Source organism: Amycolatopsis sp. NPDC114484 (assembly GCF_055633755.1).
This window is the reverse complement of the sequence record NZ_JBVKDQ010000002.1, coordinates 304,090-318,231: the sequence shown is the minus strand read 5'-3', so window position 1 is coordinate 318,231 and position 14,142 is coordinate 304,090. Positions and strand designations below refer to the sequence as shown.

Genomic DNA, 14,142 nt, shown 5'->3' with positions numbered 1-14,142 from the left:
ATCCTCTCGTGGTGGCTTGATGTCACCACGATCTCCGAGAGCCCAGACACCGGGCCGTCACGGCGCTGACACGGGCCGGGCGCCGCGTCAGCGCGCGAGCGGCGCCGCGACCAGTTCGGTCCACTCGCCCGCTGCGCCCTCCCGTGTGGCCTGGTCGAACGCTTCGTCGCCGAGGTGGGTGCGCGCCTCCTGCTCGATCCGCGTCGCGTCCGGGTTCGACCGGTCTTTCCGGCCGAGCACCTGCGCGCTCGCCGCCACCAGCCGCGCGGCGTGGTCGTACTGCGCGCGCCGCGCGGCCAGGTCAGCGACCCCGACGATCATCTGCGCGATCACGGGCGCGCGTCCGGTTTCCGCGGCCGCGTCGCAGGCCGCGGCACGGTGTTCGCGCGCCTCGTCGAGATCGGCGGCGAACCACGCGTGCAGGTCGTGGCTCGCGGCCCGCAGATGCGGTTGCCGGGCTTCCTCTCCCAACAGGCTCATCGCCTGGCCGAACTGGTCGAACGCTTCCCTCTCGTTGCCGTTCCACCGGGCCAGTTCAGTCCGGACAAGCGCGAGCGAGGCCAGCGTTCCCGGCCACGTGACGCCTTCCGCGAGATTTTCCGCCTCGGCCACCGCGGCGGCGCTGGCTTCCTTGTCGTCGGCGAGCCAGTACAGCCGGGCCTGCCGCATCCGCATCTGGACGACGTCGTCCAGCGCGTCCAGTTCGGTGACGACGGCGATCGCCTGGTCGAAGTGTTCGCCGGCCTCGGCGAACTCGCCGCGCATGGCGACGCAGTCGGCGAGTTCGGTCTGCGCGAACGAGATGCCGAACCGTTCGCCGAGCACCCGGAACTCGACCAGGGATTCGTCGAACCAGGATTCGCAGTCCTGGCCGAGCATCATCCGCAGCTTGCCGATGTGCAGCCGGGACAACGCGCGCACCCACGGATCCTCGTCGTCCAGCAGCGACTCCCAGGCCGGCAGGAGCGCGTCCAGGTCGCCCAGCATCATTTCCAGCGGAACCACCAGCCGCAGCGCCGCGTGGTAGTGCCGGCCGTGCTTGCCGAACTCGTACGCCTTGTGGATCCACTCCGCGGCTTCCGGCACGTCGCCGGGCCCGGACGTGATGAACATCGAGGTCAGGGCGTACACCACGGCCTTGATCTCGTCGGGGGCCTCGCCGGGAGTCGCGATCGCGGCGGTGATCAGCTCCATGCCCTCGGCCTTGCGGCCCACGAGCCACCAGTACCAGCCGCAGGCGGCGGCGAGCCGCATCGCCGCGTGGGCGTCGCCGGCCGCGAGCGCGCCGCGCATCGCCGAGACGAGATTGTCGTGCTCTGCCCTGAGGACGGTGAGCCATTCCAGTTGCTCACCGCGTCGGAGGCGGGGTTCCGCGGTCTCGGCCAGTTCGGTGAAGTACGCGAGATGCGCCTGCCGGGCGAGGTCGGTCTCCCCGGCCTCGGCGAGCCGTGCGGCGCTGTACTCCTTGATCGTGCCGAGCATCCGGTACCGCGGCGCGTCTTCGCCGAACGCGACGAGCAGCGACTTGTCGCTCAGCGCGGTGAGCAGGTCCAGCACCTCGTACTCGTCGACCGAGTCGCTCGCGCAGACCCGTTCCGCCGCTTCCAGGCTCGCGCCGCCGGCGAACACCGACAGCCTGCTCAGCACGAGCCGTTCGCCGTCGCTGAGCAGTTCCCAGCTCCAGTCGACCATCGCGCGGAGCGTCCGGTGCCGGGGGAGAGCGGTGCGGCTGCCGCCGGTCAGCAGCCGGAACCGGTCGTCGAGGCGGTCCGCGAGCTGCTCGGCGGAGAGCGTGCGGAGCCGGACCGCGGCGAGTTCGATCGCGAGCGGCATCCCGTCCAGTGCGGTGCAGATGCGGGCCAGCGTCGCGTCGTCGGCGAGGTCCTGGCGGCGTGTCGTCGCCCGGTCCCGCAGCAGCTGGACGGCCTCGGCCCGCGCGAGCGGTTCGACCGGCCACAACGCCTCTCCGGTGATCGCCAGCGGTTCCCGGCTCGTCGCGAGAATCCGCAGCCCGCGGCACTCGCCGAGCAGCCGGTGCGCGAGGGCGGCCGCGGACTCGACGACGTGCTCGCAGTTGTCGAGCACCAGCACCATTTCGCGGTCGCGGATCGCGGAGACCAGCCGGTCGACCGGATCCGCGGCGGACGCTTCGCCGAGCAGCGCGTCGCGCAGGCCGAGCCCGGACAGCGTGGTCTGTGCGACGTCGTCGCCGGTTCCGATGGCGGCCAGCTCCACCAGCCAGGCGCCGTGGTGCAGATCGGCGACCAGGGTGCGGGCGGTTTCCGTTGCCAGCCGGGTCTTTCCCGATCCGCCGGGGCCGATCAGGGTGGTGAGCCGATGTCGCGACACCAGGTCGCGGACCGCGGTGACATCGGCCTCTTTGCCGACGTAGCTGGTGAACTCGGCGCGCAGGTTGGTCTTGCGGCTTTCCTCGCGCCGTCCCACCTCGCCCCGCAGCAGCGCGACGTGCAACGCGGACAGCTCGGGCGACGGGTCGGCGCCCAGCTCGTCGGCCAGCGTTTCCCGGAGGCGCTGGAACGCTTGCAACGCCTCGGTGTTGCGGCCGGCGGCGGCGAGCGCGCGCATCAGCGCGGCGACGAGCCTCTCCCGCACCGGATGCGCGGCCACCAGGTCGGTCAATTCCGACACGAGGTCCGTGCCGTGCCCGAGATCGAGCTCTGCCTCGAACCGGTCTTCCATCGCCGCCAGGCGGAGGGCTTCCAGCCGCGTGGCCGCCGCGTCGAACGCCTCGCTGTCCTGCAAGCCGACGTCCTGCATCGCCGGACCGCGCCACAACTCCAACGCCTCGCGCAGCCGCCCGGGCCCGTGGTCCTCCCGGGCCTGGGCGACGAGCCGCTCGAAGCGCACCGCGTCGACCTCGTCCGCGTCGAGCGCCAGCCGGTAGCCGTCGGTCAGCCCTTCGACGACGGCCCCCGGCAACGCCTTGCGAAGCCGGGAAACCAGGCGTTGCAAGGCGTTCGCCGCGTCGGCGGGCGGGTGCTCGCCCCAGATCCAGTCGATCAGCGTCGCCTTCGGGACGACCTGGCCCGGCCGGAGCGCGAGGGCGACGAGCAGCCCGCGCAGCCGCGCGCCCGGAACGTCGGCCGGGTCGCCGTCGAGGACCTCGAAGGGACCCAGGATCTTGATCTGCACCTGCTCGATCCTGCCATCCGATCGGGTGGTCAGGCAGCGGGATAGAGAACGATGTCGTCGAGCCGCGTGCGAGCGTGGACCTTGAGCGTGCCGCGAGCGCCGTCCGGCGTGCCGAGCGTGCTGCGGACCAGGCCCTTCGTGCTCTTCGCGTCCACGTCGGCGGCGATGCCCGCACTGATGCCGACCTCGATGCCGCCCGCCGCGTTCGACAGCTCCACCTGCCCGTGCGCGACCCGGCCGATCCGGATCGGGCAGTTGGCGGCCTTGGCGATCACGCTGCCGTCCGCGGTGCCGATGTCGAAGCTGCCGTTCGACCCGCCGAGGTCGACGTCGGACCGGGCGTGGCCGATCCAGACCTTGCCGCTCGTGCCCTGGTAGCGGATCTCGCCGTCGGCCTCGCCGATCCGCAGGCCAGCAGTGCTGCCCTCGATGACCGCCTCGCCGGCGACGTGGCCGACGGCGAGCCCGCCCGCGCCGAGGTTGCCGCGCAGCGCCGCGACCCGGTCGAGCTGAACCTGGCCCGAGCCGATGTTGACCTCGCAGTCGCCGAGCGAGCCGTCCGCCCGCACTTCGGTCCAGGCCGTGTTCAGGACGAGCTTGGACCCGGCGGGCAGTTCGATCGCGATGTCGACGGAGCCGGTCTGGCTGCCGGACTTGGTGGTCTTGACCGACAGCACGCCGTCGGCGAACTCGACCTTGGTCCTCTCGGCGACCTTCACGTCGGTGGGGTTCGCCGCGTTGACGGGCTGCACCCGCACGACGGTGTCGGTGCGCTCGCTGGCCGCGATCCGGACTCGGGCACCGGCGGTGGTCAGGGCGGCGGTGATGGGGGCGGGGGTGGTGAACGTGGACATTTTCGGTCTCCCTGGCTTGCTTGGCGGTTCGTTGTGACCACATTCGCCCGCTGGGCGGACACGCGGCTGTCACGGCTCAGACGCCGGGGACGAGCCCGTGTCAGCACCGGTGTCAGGGCGGGCTGAAGCCCCCTGCGATACCCGCCGACGATAAGAAATAGTGATCGAGAACAATGCGAACGCCAGCGAAAGGGAACGGATTTCCTGCGCCACTCGGCCCAATTCGCCGCGGAATCGCTTTCGGCGATCCCCGGTTGTGGTGAACTGCGGTCCGCCAGAAAGTATTCGCGAGCAAAGGGGATAAGTCGTGGTGATTCGTTCCTTGCTGGGTTCGAGCGTGCTGGCGGCCGGCGTGCTGTCGACGTCCGGGACGGCCGTCGCGCCGGTCCCTTGCGACGCGGCCAGCCTCAGTTCCGCCATCACGGCCGCCAACGCGCATCCGGGCAGTTCGCTCGACCTGACGGAGAATTGCACGTACCAGCTCACCGCGGCGCTTCCCCCGCTCACCGCGCCGACGACCGTAAACGGCCATCACGCCACTATCTCCCGCACGCAGACCGCCGCGCCGTTCCGCATTCTGCGCACCGACGCGGCAGGGGTGTCGATTTCCGATCTTTCGGTCACCGGCGGCCGCACCGCGCCGGGCGAAGACGGCGGCGGCATTCTCAACACCGGTGCGCTGGCTCTGGTCCGGGTGACGATCCGCGGCAATTCCACCGGTGACGGCCCGCCCGCCGCTGACGGCGGGGCCGGGGGCGGCGTGTTCAGCTCGGGCGGCACGCTGTCGGTCACCGACAGCACGGTCGCCGGCAACGCCACGGGCAACGGCGGGCCCTGGGCCAGGGTTGGCACGGGCGGTTTCGCCGGTTCGGGCGGCAACGGCGGCGGAATCGCGGTCCGCCAGGGCGCCTTGACGGTCGAACACAGTTCGGTCGGCGGAAACCGGACCGGGAGCGGCGGAGACAGTTCGACAGCTCCCGGCACTGAGGGAGACAGCTGGGCGCACGGCGGCAACGGCGGCGGGATCTGGAGCACCCAGCGCACGACTGTCGCCGACAGCGCCGTGTGCGACAACAAGGCCGGCCGCGGCGGGATCGGCGGGCCGGTCGGGGGTTCGCCCAGCGGATCCGCCGGTCACGGCGGCCCCGGCGGAAACGGCGGCGGGGCTTACGTCGCGGGCGAGACCACGTTCGCCCGCAGCACGGTGTGCCGCAACACCTCCGGCGACGCGGGCGCCGGAGGCACCGGCACGACCCGCGGCTATGACGGAAACGCGGGCGACGGGGGCGGAATCTGGACCGGCGCGGGCGCGGCGACCCTCGACGGCACGACGGTCGCCGACAACCGCACCGGCTCGCCCGGCACCGTCCGGCCGGGAACCCCCGGCTTCGGCGGCGGGGTCTACGACCACATCGGCGAGCTGACCGTCACCGGCGGCCTGATCGCCCGCAACCGCGCCGGGCAAGACGGCGGAGGCGTCGGCCTGCACAGCACTCGGAAGCGCCCGGCCGCGCAGTTCCGGATAACCGGAGCCAGGATCGCCGACAACGTCGCGGACGGCAGCGGCGGAGGCATCGCGGTCTCCAGCGTCCACGGCGCCACGGCACACGTGCTGGCCGACACCGTCGTCACCGGGAACACCGCGTCCAGGGGCGGCGGGATGCACGTCGGTTCCGGCAACACGGTGAAGCTGGACCACGCCACCATCACCGGCAACCGTCCCGACGATTGCGATCCGGCTGGCTGCCAGGGGGCCGCGCGGGTGGGATGAGGACGGCTGTGGTGGAGGCGCGCTGAGCTGGCCGGGCGCGGCAACCCGGCCGAGATCCGGAGAACGAGCAAAGTCGCCGCTGGGCTTCGAGCGGCGACTTTGCTCGTTTTCGCGTCTCACGTTTCGCGGGCCGCGCGCGTCTACAAGGCGGAAGAGGGGAAACGCGAATGAGCACACCGCCGTCGAGGCCAGGCCGATCGCTCCGGTCGCCGCGGGCGATCTCTGGGACGCTCGTGGCGACCGGCGATCTCACCGCGGCCGCCCCGAACACGTCTTCAGCGGGATGGACATGCAACTGCCTTTCGAGCACATAGTCGCGCGGCACGGCGCGACCGTGCTGCGCGTCTGCCGGGTCGTCCTCGGCCCGCACGACGCGGACGACGCGTGGTCGGAGACCTTTCTCTCCGCCCTGCGCGCCTATCCCGACCTGCCGGAGACGGCGAACGTCGAGGCGTGGCTCGTGACGATCGCGCACCGCAAGACTGTCGACGTGCTGCGTGCCGCCAAGCGGAATCCGCTGCCGGTCGGCGAGATCCCGGAGGAGCCGGGGCCGCCGGACTTCTCCGGCTTGGAAGACCGCGAACTGTGGGCCGCGGTGCGCGGTCTTCCGGACAAGCAGCGGCAAGCCGTCGCCTACCGCTACGTCGCCGGGCTGCCGTACGCCGAGATCGCGGAGATCCTCGGCGGGACCGTCGAGGCCGCGCGCAGAGCCGTCGCCGACGGCATCAAGAACCTCAGAAAGAACCGTACCGGCGCGATCGCGAGAGGAGCATCGTCATGAACGGCATCCGGAACGACCACGACCTGGTCGCGCTGCTGTCGACGCGCGTGTCCGCCGATCTCCTCGATCGGCTGCACCGCCGCTTGGAACGGGAGGCCGAGCGATCCGGGCTCGTCGACGTCGCCTACTCCACTGTGGACTCGCCGGTCGGCGAACTGCTGCTCGCCGCGACGCCGGCGGGCCTGGTCCGCGTGGCTTTCGCCAGCGAGGACCACGACCGGGTGCTGGAGACTCTCGGACAGAAGCTGAGCCCGCGCGTCCTGCGCGCGCCGAAGCGGCTGGACGAGGTCGCGCGGGAGATCGACGAGTACTTCGCCCGGGGCCGCCGGACGTTCGACGTGCCCTTGGACCTGTCCCTGTCGCGCGGCTTCCGGCGGCTCGTGCAGACGCGGCTGCCCGAAATCGGTTACGGCGAGACCCGCAGCTACCGGGACGTGGCCGAACTCGTCGGCAGCCCGAAGGCGGTCCGCGCGGTCGGCACCGCCTGCGCGACCAACCCGCTGCCGATCGTCGTCCCGTGCCATCGCGTGCTGCGCTCCGACGGCACGCTCGGCGGGTACATCGGCGGGATCGAAGCCAAGACCGCGCTGTTGACCTTGGAGGCGGCATGAGCACCGCGCGGCGAAAGACCGACCGCTGGCGCGACCGCGTCGAGTCGGGCGACTGGGACGCGATCACCGCGGAGGTCAACGAGTACGGCGGCGCGCTGCTGCCGCAGTTGCTGGCCCCGGAGGAGACCGAGGAGATCAGGGAGCTGTACGAGCGGGACGAGCTGTTCCGCAGCACGGTCGACATGGGACGGCATCGGTTCGGCCGGGGCGAGTACCGGTACTTCCACGCGCCGTATCCGGAGCCGGTCGAACGGCTCAAACAGGCGCTGTATCCGCGTCTTCTGCCGATCGCCCGCGACTGGTGGGCGAAACTCGGCCGTCCCGCTCCGTGGCCGGACACGCTCGACGAGTGGCTCCGCCTGTGCCACGACGCGGGTCAGCGGAAGTCGACCGCGATCCTGCTCCGCTACGCCGAGAAGGACTGGAACGCGCTCCACCGCGACCTGTACGGCGACCTGGTGTTCCCGCTGCAGGTCGTGATCAACCTGAACGAACCGGGCGTGGACCACACCGGCGGGGAGTTCCTGTTGCTGGAACAGCGTCCCCGCGCCCAGTCCCGGGGCACGGCGACCCTGCTGCCGCACGGGCACGGCTATCTGTTCACCACCCGCGACCGGCCGGTCGAGTCCGCCAGGGGCTGGTCGGCCGCGCCGGTCCGGCACGGGGTGTCGGCGATCAGATCGGGCGAACGGCACACCCTGGCGCTCGTTTTCCACGACGCGGCATGACGAAGACCTACACGCTGCTCGGGCCGGACGGCCGCCGCTACCAGTCCCGCACCAAGGGAGGGTGGGGCGGTCACCGCGCTTCGAAGATCTACGGGCGGCTCGACTGCCCGTCCGCGCTGCGCGCGATCGCCTCCGGCGGCTACGTCCGGCAGCGGGTCTTCTTCGCCGACGAGGCCACCGCGGCCGCGGCCGGTTTCCGCCCGTGCGGGTGCTGCTGCGAACACCAGTACCGGAAATGGAAAACCGCGCGGGAGAACGGCGAACCATGGAGATGCTGAACAGCCCCTTGCTGAGCGGGTCCGCGGCGCACGACTCGGATCTGGCCGCCACCGAAGCCGAGGTCGAGGCCCTCGTCCGGCTCGCCAGGGCCCGCGGCGCCAGGGACATCGCGATCGGCTCCGGCCGCACCGCCCGCGCCGTCGAGGCCGCGCGCTCGGTCGAATCCGCCTGGGACCGGGCAGGCGGCCGGACCCTCGGCACGTTCGCCTGGCCCGAGACCGCGGCGTCCTGGCTGCGCCCCGCGTCGCGCTTCGCCGCGGCGGACCCCGATCTGTGGATCATGGCCGGACCGGCGACCGGCTGGGCGCAGATGACCCGGCGGCTCCTGTGGTCCACCCGCTGGAGCCCGGACCGCACCCTGGCGACAGCGGCGATCGGCGATCCCCGCACCCTCGCCCTCGTCGGCCTCGCCAATCTGGACGGCCTCGCCGGCGCCACCGCGGGAGGCGCTTCGTGGCGGGTGACGCACGGCTCCGTCGCCGGTGCCTCGCGCGCTATTCCCTGGGCCTAATACCCAGGTTGGCGACCTGCGGTGGTCGGCGTTGTCGTAGCAGAACGGCGGTGCCCCGGAGCGCTGCCGGATGGGTGCTCGGACTCCGTTCGGTCAGGGGCTCGCGGTGCCACGTGCCGACGACTGTCTGGCGTCGCTAGGTCTCCGGCGGAGTTCGCCGGGCCCGGTTCCGGCCGCGACGGGGCGTGCGCCGCATGGGTAATCCGTCCGGCCGTCGAAACTTGCTCGGTCGCTGTCCTGCCAGCCCCCCCGGCGATAAGCGGTCATCTCCGCTTCCCCGGTGCGTTGCTACTCGGTTGGAGCAGGCCCTGCTCCAATTCGGGGAGCCTGCCGGAATATGCATGGTGAACCCGAATAAATTACGCGTGTGCGTCCGGGTTCTCCATTGTGCACGATCGGGGAGTTCTTCGCGGAGCGATATCCCGCGATGTCGCCGGGGAGCGGCCCGCGACGGGCTCGATCTGGTGAATCCCGGCCAGGAAAGAGAAGCCGGGCAACGCGATGCCCGGTAGCCGACAGGCACTCGGACGGATGCATTCAATGGCGTTCGTGGCAATGGTCTTTCCCTGACCTCTCCCGGGCGGGGACCATAGTCAAACGCGGCGCTGAAACCTGGGCGGATCGAAAATCGCTGAGAGGTGTTGACATGGAATAGACCATCGCGGCCGCGTTTGCCGTGGCGGACCCGACTCGGCGAGCGCGGCCGTGCTGTTGGCATTATGTTTATTGCGCTTGGTTCTCGCCAGTTCGCCGATTCGCGCACGCCGACCGGTGGAAATATTCTTCCCTGAGTTTTCCGCGATTCCGCGCCGCGAACAGCTACGCCCTGTCGCCCGGCGACAGCTCTGCCCGGAACAGCCGAACCCCTTTCAACCGTCGTCACCCGTGGGCAAGGAGCAGTCATGACCGAGATCGGCCAGTCCCATTTGAGCCGGGAGTCCCTGGAGATCGCGCTGTGGCAGACGTCGTTCCCCGAACTGGAGGCCGCCGCGCGGTCCGCGCTCCAGGAGTTCGACCCGGACGGCAGCGCCCAAGGGGTGGGCAACAAGGCGGCGGGGGACAACAGCTTGCTGCCCGACCTGGGGCCGCTGTCGAAGTTCGGCTCGTGGGAGTCTGTCGGCAGCACCATCGTGCACCGGGCCGTGACCCTCAGCGGCTTCAACCCGGGAAGCGAGAAATTCGACCCGGTCGCTTGGAGTATTTTCCTCCAGAAATTCTCCACGATTCCGTTCTTCCTCACCTACACCTTCGACAACCGGGACGCGTCCATCAGCAAGACCTCGTTGAAAAAGGCCGTCGAAGCGGTGTCGGACCTGGTCGAGAACATCATGACGCCGGAGAACTTCCAGGGCATCGTGACGACCATCCAGAAGATCGGCCAGCTGGCGCTCGAGAACGAGGGGAGAAAACAGAAGAACTCCAACCAGCGGGTCGGGGTCCTGTCGCGCCATCAAATCTCGCTTTACCTCGGAGCCGTCCGGACCGCGGTGGAGATGGAGTACAAATCGGGCAAGGGGTACGAGCAGCTGAATCAGACTATCTACGTCTACCGCGGCTACGGCGTGCTCGACTTCGAGAAGTGCAAGCGCCACGCCGACACGCTGCTCAAATGGGACGGCCAGGACGTGGACGACTGGGAGAAAGACACGGCCAGCGCCCCGAAACCGCCCAACGAGAGCCCCGCCTGGAAGCACTGAGCCGGTTCGAGGTCTTCCCGTGTTCCGCGGGCTCCCGGGGCCGCTGCCCCCGGGAGCCCTTGACCCCAGGCAGGTCCCATGGTGTTTCCGCAATCGCCGCCTCGCGAAGGAGCGACGGCTTCGACCTTCGCGCAAGTCCTCGCCGAGAACCTCGGCCGTCCGGACGGCGGCTGCACCTTCGTCCAAGAGGACGGGCGCGAGCATTTCGTGAGCTGGTCGGAGCTGTCGCGGGAGGCTCTGCGCCGGGGGCGGCAGCTGCTCCGGAGCGGCCTGCGCAAGGGAGAGCGAGTCGCGCTCGTCGTCCCCGGGCAGCAGGAATTCGTTCTCGCCTTCCTGGGCGCGGTCTCGGTCGGCGTCATCCCGGTCCCGATGAGCCCGCCGATGGGCCTCGGCAAGTTCGAGGCGTACTGCGAGGACGCCGCCCACATCCTCCGCGCGGCGGGAGCGCGCGCCCTCCTGATTCCCCAGAGCCTGGCGGACCTGCTGAACCCGCTCCTGAGCGCGGTGGACGGCATGCAGATCATCGATCCGGAGGAGTTCTTCGCCGAGCCCTTGCCGGGCGACCCGCCCCAGCCCGAGGCGATCCTCCCCGAGGACGTGATGTTCTTGCAGTTCACCTCGGGGAGCACGGCGGCTCCCAAAGGAGTACGGGTCACGCACGCCAGCGCGCTCGCCAACTGCGAGGCCATCATCGGCGCCCTTCGCCTCGAACGCGGGCGAGACCGGGGCGTGAGCTGGTTGCCGATGTACCACGACATAGGGCTGGTCGGTTTCGTGCTGGCGCCGCTGCTGGCGCGCTGCCCGGTGACCTTCCTCCCGACGCTGCGCTTCGCGCTCTCGCCGAGGCTCTGGCTGGAAACGGTGAGCCGCCACCGCGCGACAGTGACCTTCGCGCCCAACTTCGGCCTGGCGCTGGCCGTCAAGCACACCCCGGCCGACGAGGTGCGGCGGCTGGATCTGTCCTGCCTGAGAGTCGTGGGCTGCGGCGCCGAGCCCACCCACCCCGACACGCTGCGGTCCTTCGCGACGCACTTCGCGGCGGCGGGACTGCGGCCGGGGGCGGTGGTGCCGTGTTACGGCATGGCGGAGGCGACGCTCGCGATCTCGTTCGGCGAGATCGGAGTTCCGCTCGCCCCGGATGTCATCCAGAAGGAGCCCTACCACGCGCGGCCTCGCGAGGGCCGCCTCGGCGGCCTCCGAGAAGCAGGTGGCGTTCGTGCCCTGCGGACGTCCCGTCGCGGGCCACCGCGTCCTCGTCGTGGACGACGACGGGAATCCGCTTCCGGAGAGGCACATCGGCGAGGTGGTCTTCCAGGGGCCGAGCGTGGCGGCGGGGTATCACGGCGACGCGGAGGCGACCCGGCGGAGCTTCACTCCTCGCGGCCTGCGCACGGGGGATTGCGGCTACCTGGCGGACGGCATCCTCTACGTGACGAGCCGCAAGAAGGACCTGCTCATCGTCAACGGGCGCAATCACGACCCCCCAGACAGTGGAGTGGACCGCGGCCGAGGTGCCCGGCTTGCGCAAGGGCAACGTCGTGGCCTTCACCCGGCCCGGCCGCACCACCGAGGAGGTCGTGATCGTCGCCGAACTCCGCGGGGGCGACGCCGCCGCGGTGGCGCTGCGGGTCCGCAGCCGCGTCCAGACGAAGCTGTCCCTGCCGGTGGCCGAGATCCTCCTGGTGTCGCCCGGGGAACTGCCCAAGACCTCCAGCGGCAAGGTCCGCCGGAACAAGACACGGCAGGACTATCTCCAGGGAGTTCTCCACCGCAAAGCGCCTTCCGCCGCGAACCGGACGCCGTCCACACCCCCTCGAGAGGAGCCAACCATGGACCCCCGTCTGACCCCCCAAGAGCGAGAGCAGCTGTACTCCCTGATCCGCGAGAAGCTGGAACTCGGCGGCGCGGAGCGTGCCGAGGAGATCGACGACACCACGATGGTCAGAGAGCTGCCCGGGGTCGACTCCGTGAAGGTCCTCAGCCTGGTGGGTGCGGTCGAGCTGGGCTTCCGGGTCAACCTGGGCTTCGAGGCGATCCCCCAGGTGCAGACGGTGCACGACATCGAGCGGTTGATCTGCGATTCGCGCGAGCAGTACGCCGCGCGAGCGTCGTGAGCCGGCCGTGTGCACTCCAAGCGAAGAGCAGTCGCGACGGGAAGCGTTCGAAATAGCCGTGTGGGCGGAGGACTGGCCGGAGCCCTCGCCGGGGGCGCTGGCGAAGTTCGGGCTGCCAGGCTCGGACAGTCGCGACCTCAATCAGGAGGCAGGGGTCGGCAACGCCTGCGGCGGGGACGGCAGTGGCTTGCCCGACCTGGGACCGCTGGCTTCCTTCGGCTCGTGGCAGTCCGTGGCCGCCACCATCATGCGCAAGACCGCGGACTCCGCTCGCTTCGACCAGTCGTCCACGATATTCGATCTCTTTCGGTGGATCGTCTTCGGAAACCAGTTCACCACCATGCCGTTCCTCACCTGCATCACGGGCGACAGCCGCAGCGTGTCCATCTCGTCGCTCTCCCTGTCGCCGGCTATTTCGGCGGTGACCCAGCTGGTGGGAGAGCTGGTCATCCCGGACACGCTCACCGGCATCGTCAACTCCATCAAGAAGATCGGCCAGCTGGCGGTCGAGAACAAGGGGCTGCCGGAGAAGAACAGCAACGTGCACCAGGGAGTCCTGACCGTGGTGCACGGAAATCTCCGCCTGGGGCGGCTCCAGACGACAGTGCGGATGGAGTACAAGACAGGCAAGGGATACCAGCAGCTCAACCAGCAGCTCAACCAGCACCTCACCGTCAGCCGCCTCTTCGGCACTCTCGACTACGGCCTCTGCATCCGCAACGCCGAGATCCTGCTCGCTTGGGACAGGCAGGACGTGGACGACTGGGTGAAGGGCGCCTCGAGTTCTCCCTATCCTCCCAATGACAGTCCCGCATGGGGCAACTGAACCGACGCACCCCCCATTCGTTCGTCAGCGCGGGGGAGCGGTCATCGGGGCGAGGACGACGCCGGGAGCGACAGCGTTCAGCGCGATGCCCTCGTCTGCCCATCCGCGGGTGCGCCGGAGTCATTGGGCCAGTGCGGCTTTCGATGCCGGATGCCACTCGTACCCGCGCCCTTCGGCCAACGCCGTGCGCAACCCACCCAGAAGCCTTTCGGGCGGCGTCCTGTTACCAGTTCACAGCTACCGGGCGGGCGATGTCGCCGTCACTGAAGGTATTGGTGCCACCGTTTCCGGGGCATGTCCGCGTTCGTCAGGCACAGGGTGCGAACCGAGGGTGCTGGAGTACGGCTTTGCTCGATAGCGAGTGCGTGTGGCGAGGCACGGGGCCTGGCGGAGGACACCCTCTGCGGTTCGTGCCACGTCCACGCAAAACTCCCGCCCGGCCGACGATCCAAGGCTTTCGACGGTGATCAGGTCAGACCGGCTTCGCCGAGATCAGAGATCGAGGACCGTCACGGTCACCTGGGCGACGTCGCCGGGATCGAGCTTCTCCGCTTCGCGTACCGCGCGTTTGACCGGCAGCACGTAGCCGCGCGTGCTGTCCGGGAAGATGGACGTCCGCCAGGTGGTGGCGCCGACCCGGACCTGCACTCGCATCGACCCGAAGCTGCGGCGCGGTCCGCCCAGTTCGCGGAGTTCGTCCGAGACGTCGCCGGGCAGGCTCACGAAGGTCCAGGTGTCGGTCCGGCGCGCTTCCCAGATCCACAGTTCAGCGTCGAAGTGCACTTTCACGAGATCAGCTTCGCACGAGCCGCCGACA

General features: G+C 70.1%; 12 protein-coding genes and 2 pseudogenes. 11 read left to right on the top strand and 3 right to left on the bottom strand.

Translation table 11 applies throughout. The annotated features are described in order from the left end of the window. Nucleotides 1–87 precede the first annotated feature (87 nt). Both ACZ7SW_RS07420 and ACZ7SW_RS07415 read right to left on the bottom strand, forming a co-directional pair. On the bottom strand, nt 88–3,153 hold the full coding sequence (locus ACZ7SW_RS07420; RefSeq protein WP_470229541.1) for an AfsR/SARP family transcriptional regulator: 3,066 nt from the start codon (nt 3,151–3,153) through the stop codon (nt 88–90). A 29-nt stretch (nt 3,154–3,182) separates the two neighbouring features. Next, complete coding sequence (locus tag ACZ7SW_RS07415) at nt 3,183–4,007, bottom strand: DUF4097 family beta strand repeat-containing protein (protein ID WP_470229540.1); 825 nt, start codon at nt 4,005–4,007, stop codon at nt 3,183–3,185. 307 nt (nt 4,008–4,314) lie between these two features. Between ACZ7SW_RS07415 and ACZ7SW_RS07410 the strand changes: the two genes are divergently transcribed. The 11 genes and pseudogenes from ACZ7SW_RS07410 to ACZ7SW_RS07360 all read left to right on the top strand — a co-directional run bounded on the left by ACZ7SW_RS07410 (nt 4,315) and on the right by ACZ7SW_RS07360 (nt 13,325). Then, a complete protein-coding gene (locus ACZ7SW_RS07410; RefSeq protein WP_470229539.1) occupies nt 4,315–5,778 on the top strand; it encodes a hypothetical protein in 1,464 nt (487 codons plus the stop codon). A gap of 289 nt (nt 5,779–6,067) precedes the next feature. After that, on the top strand, nt 6,068–6,559 hold the full coding sequence (locus tag ACZ7SW_RS07405) for an RNA polymerase sigma factor (protein WP_470229538.1): 492 nt from the start codon (nt 6,068–6,070) through the stop codon (nt 6,557–6,559). Next, nucleotides 6,556–7,170 carry a methylated-DNA--[protein]-cysteine S-methyltransferase gene (locus ACZ7SW_RS07400; protein ID WP_470229537.1) on the top strand — a complete coding sequence of 205 codons (615 nt, stop codon included), beginning with the start codon at nt 6,556–6,558 and terminating at the stop codon, nt 7,168–7,170. The genes ACZ7SW_RS07405 and ACZ7SW_RS07400 overlap by 4 nt, the downstream gene beginning before the upstream one ends. Continuing rightward, the gene (locus tag ACZ7SW_RS07395; RefSeq protein WP_470229536.1) at nt 7,167–7,898 is read left to right on the top strand and encodes a 2OG-Fe(II) oxygenase; all 732 of its coding nucleotides are present in this window, start codon (nt 7,167–7,169) and stop codon (nt 7,896–7,898) included. Before ACZ7SW_RS07400 ends, ACZ7SW_RS07395 begins: the two co-directional genes overlap by 4 nt. Beyond that, complete coding sequence (locus ACZ7SW_RS07390; RefSeq protein WP_470229535.1) at nt 7,895–8,176, top strand: Ada metal-binding domain-containing protein; 282 nt, start codon at nt 7,895–7,897, stop codon at nt 8,174–8,176. The genes ACZ7SW_RS07395 and ACZ7SW_RS07390 overlap by 4 nt, the downstream gene beginning before the upstream one ends. Further along, nucleotides 8,164–8,688 (top strand): hypothetical protein, encoded by a 525-nt coding sequence (locus ACZ7SW_RS07385; RefSeq protein WP_470229534.1) that lies wholly within the window; start codon nt 8,164–8,166, stop codon nt 8,686–8,688. Before ACZ7SW_RS07390 ends, ACZ7SW_RS07385 begins: the two co-directional genes overlap by 13 nt. Nucleotides 8,689–9,590: 902 nt before the next feature. Continuing rightward, the gene (locus tag ACZ7SW_RS07380; RefSeq protein ID WP_470229533.1) at nt 9,591–10,385 is read left to right on the top strand and encodes a hypothetical protein; all 795 of its coding nucleotides are present in this window, start codon (nt 9,591–9,593) and stop codon (nt 10,383–10,385) included. A 78-nt stretch (nt 10,386–10,463) separates the two neighbouring features. Beyond that, nucleotides 10,464–11,447: pseudogene (locus tag ACZ7SW_RS07375) on the top strand (AMP-binding protein); the annotation flags it as partial. A gap of 76 nt (nt 11,448–11,523) precedes the next feature. After that, nucleotides 11,524–11,667 (top strand): annotated as a pseudogene (locus ACZ7SW_RS07370) (hypothetical protein); the annotation flags it as partial. A gap of 238 nt (nt 11,668–11,905) precedes the next feature. Continuing rightward, nucleotides 11,906–12,499 carry an acyl carrier protein gene (locus ACZ7SW_RS07365; RefSeq protein WP_470229532.1) on the top strand — a complete coding sequence of 198 codons (594 nt, stop codon included), beginning with the start codon at nt 11,906–11,908 and terminating at the stop codon, nt 12,497–12,499. Between the two features lie 7 nt (nt 12,500–12,506). After that, nucleotides 12,507–13,325 (top strand): hypothetical protein, encoded by an 819-nt coding sequence (locus ACZ7SW_RS07360; RefSeq protein ID WP_470229531.1) that lies wholly within the window; start codon nt 12,507–12,509, stop codon nt 13,323–13,325. A gap of 492 nt (nt 13,326–13,817) precedes the next feature. On the opposite strand, the gene ACZ7SW_RS07355 is transcribed toward ACZ7SW_RS07360, so the two are convergent. Then, nucleotides 13,818–14,114, bottom strand: a complete 297-nt coding sequence (locus ACZ7SW_RS07355) for a DUF1905 domain-containing protein (protein ID WP_470229530.1) — start codon at nt 14,112–14,114, stop codon at nt 13,818–13,820. Between the last annotated feature and the right edge of the window lie 28 nt (nt 14,115–14,142).

Coding starts and splice junctions, on each gene's coding strand:
- ACZ7SW_RS07415 (WP_470229540.1), bottom strand. CDS start 4,007: ATGTCCACGTTCACCACCCCCGCCCCCATCACCGCCGCCCTGACCACC.
- ACZ7SW_RS07405 (WP_470229538.1), top strand. CDS start 6,068: ATGCAACTGCCTTTCGAGCACATAGTCGCGCGGCACGGCGCGACCGTG.
- ACZ7SW_RS07400 (WP_470229537.1), top strand. CDS start 6,556: ATGAACGGCATCCGGAACGACCACGACCTGGTCGCGCTGCTGTCGACG.
- ACZ7SW_RS07395 (WP_470229536.1), top strand. CDS start 7,167: ATGAGCACCGCGCGGCGAAAGACCGACCGCTGGCGCGACCGCGTCGAG.
- ACZ7SW_RS07390 (WP_470229535.1), top strand. CDS start 7,895: ATGACGAAGACCTACACGCTGCTCGGGCCGGACGGCCGCCGCTACCAG.
- ACZ7SW_RS07385 (WP_470229534.1), top strand. CDS start 8,164: ATGGAGATGCTGAACAGCCCCTTGCTGAGCGGGTCCGCGGCGCACGAC.
- ACZ7SW_RS07380 (WP_470229533.1), top strand. CDS start 9,591: ATGACCGAGATCGGCCAGTCCCATTTGAGCCGGGAGTCCCTGGAGATC.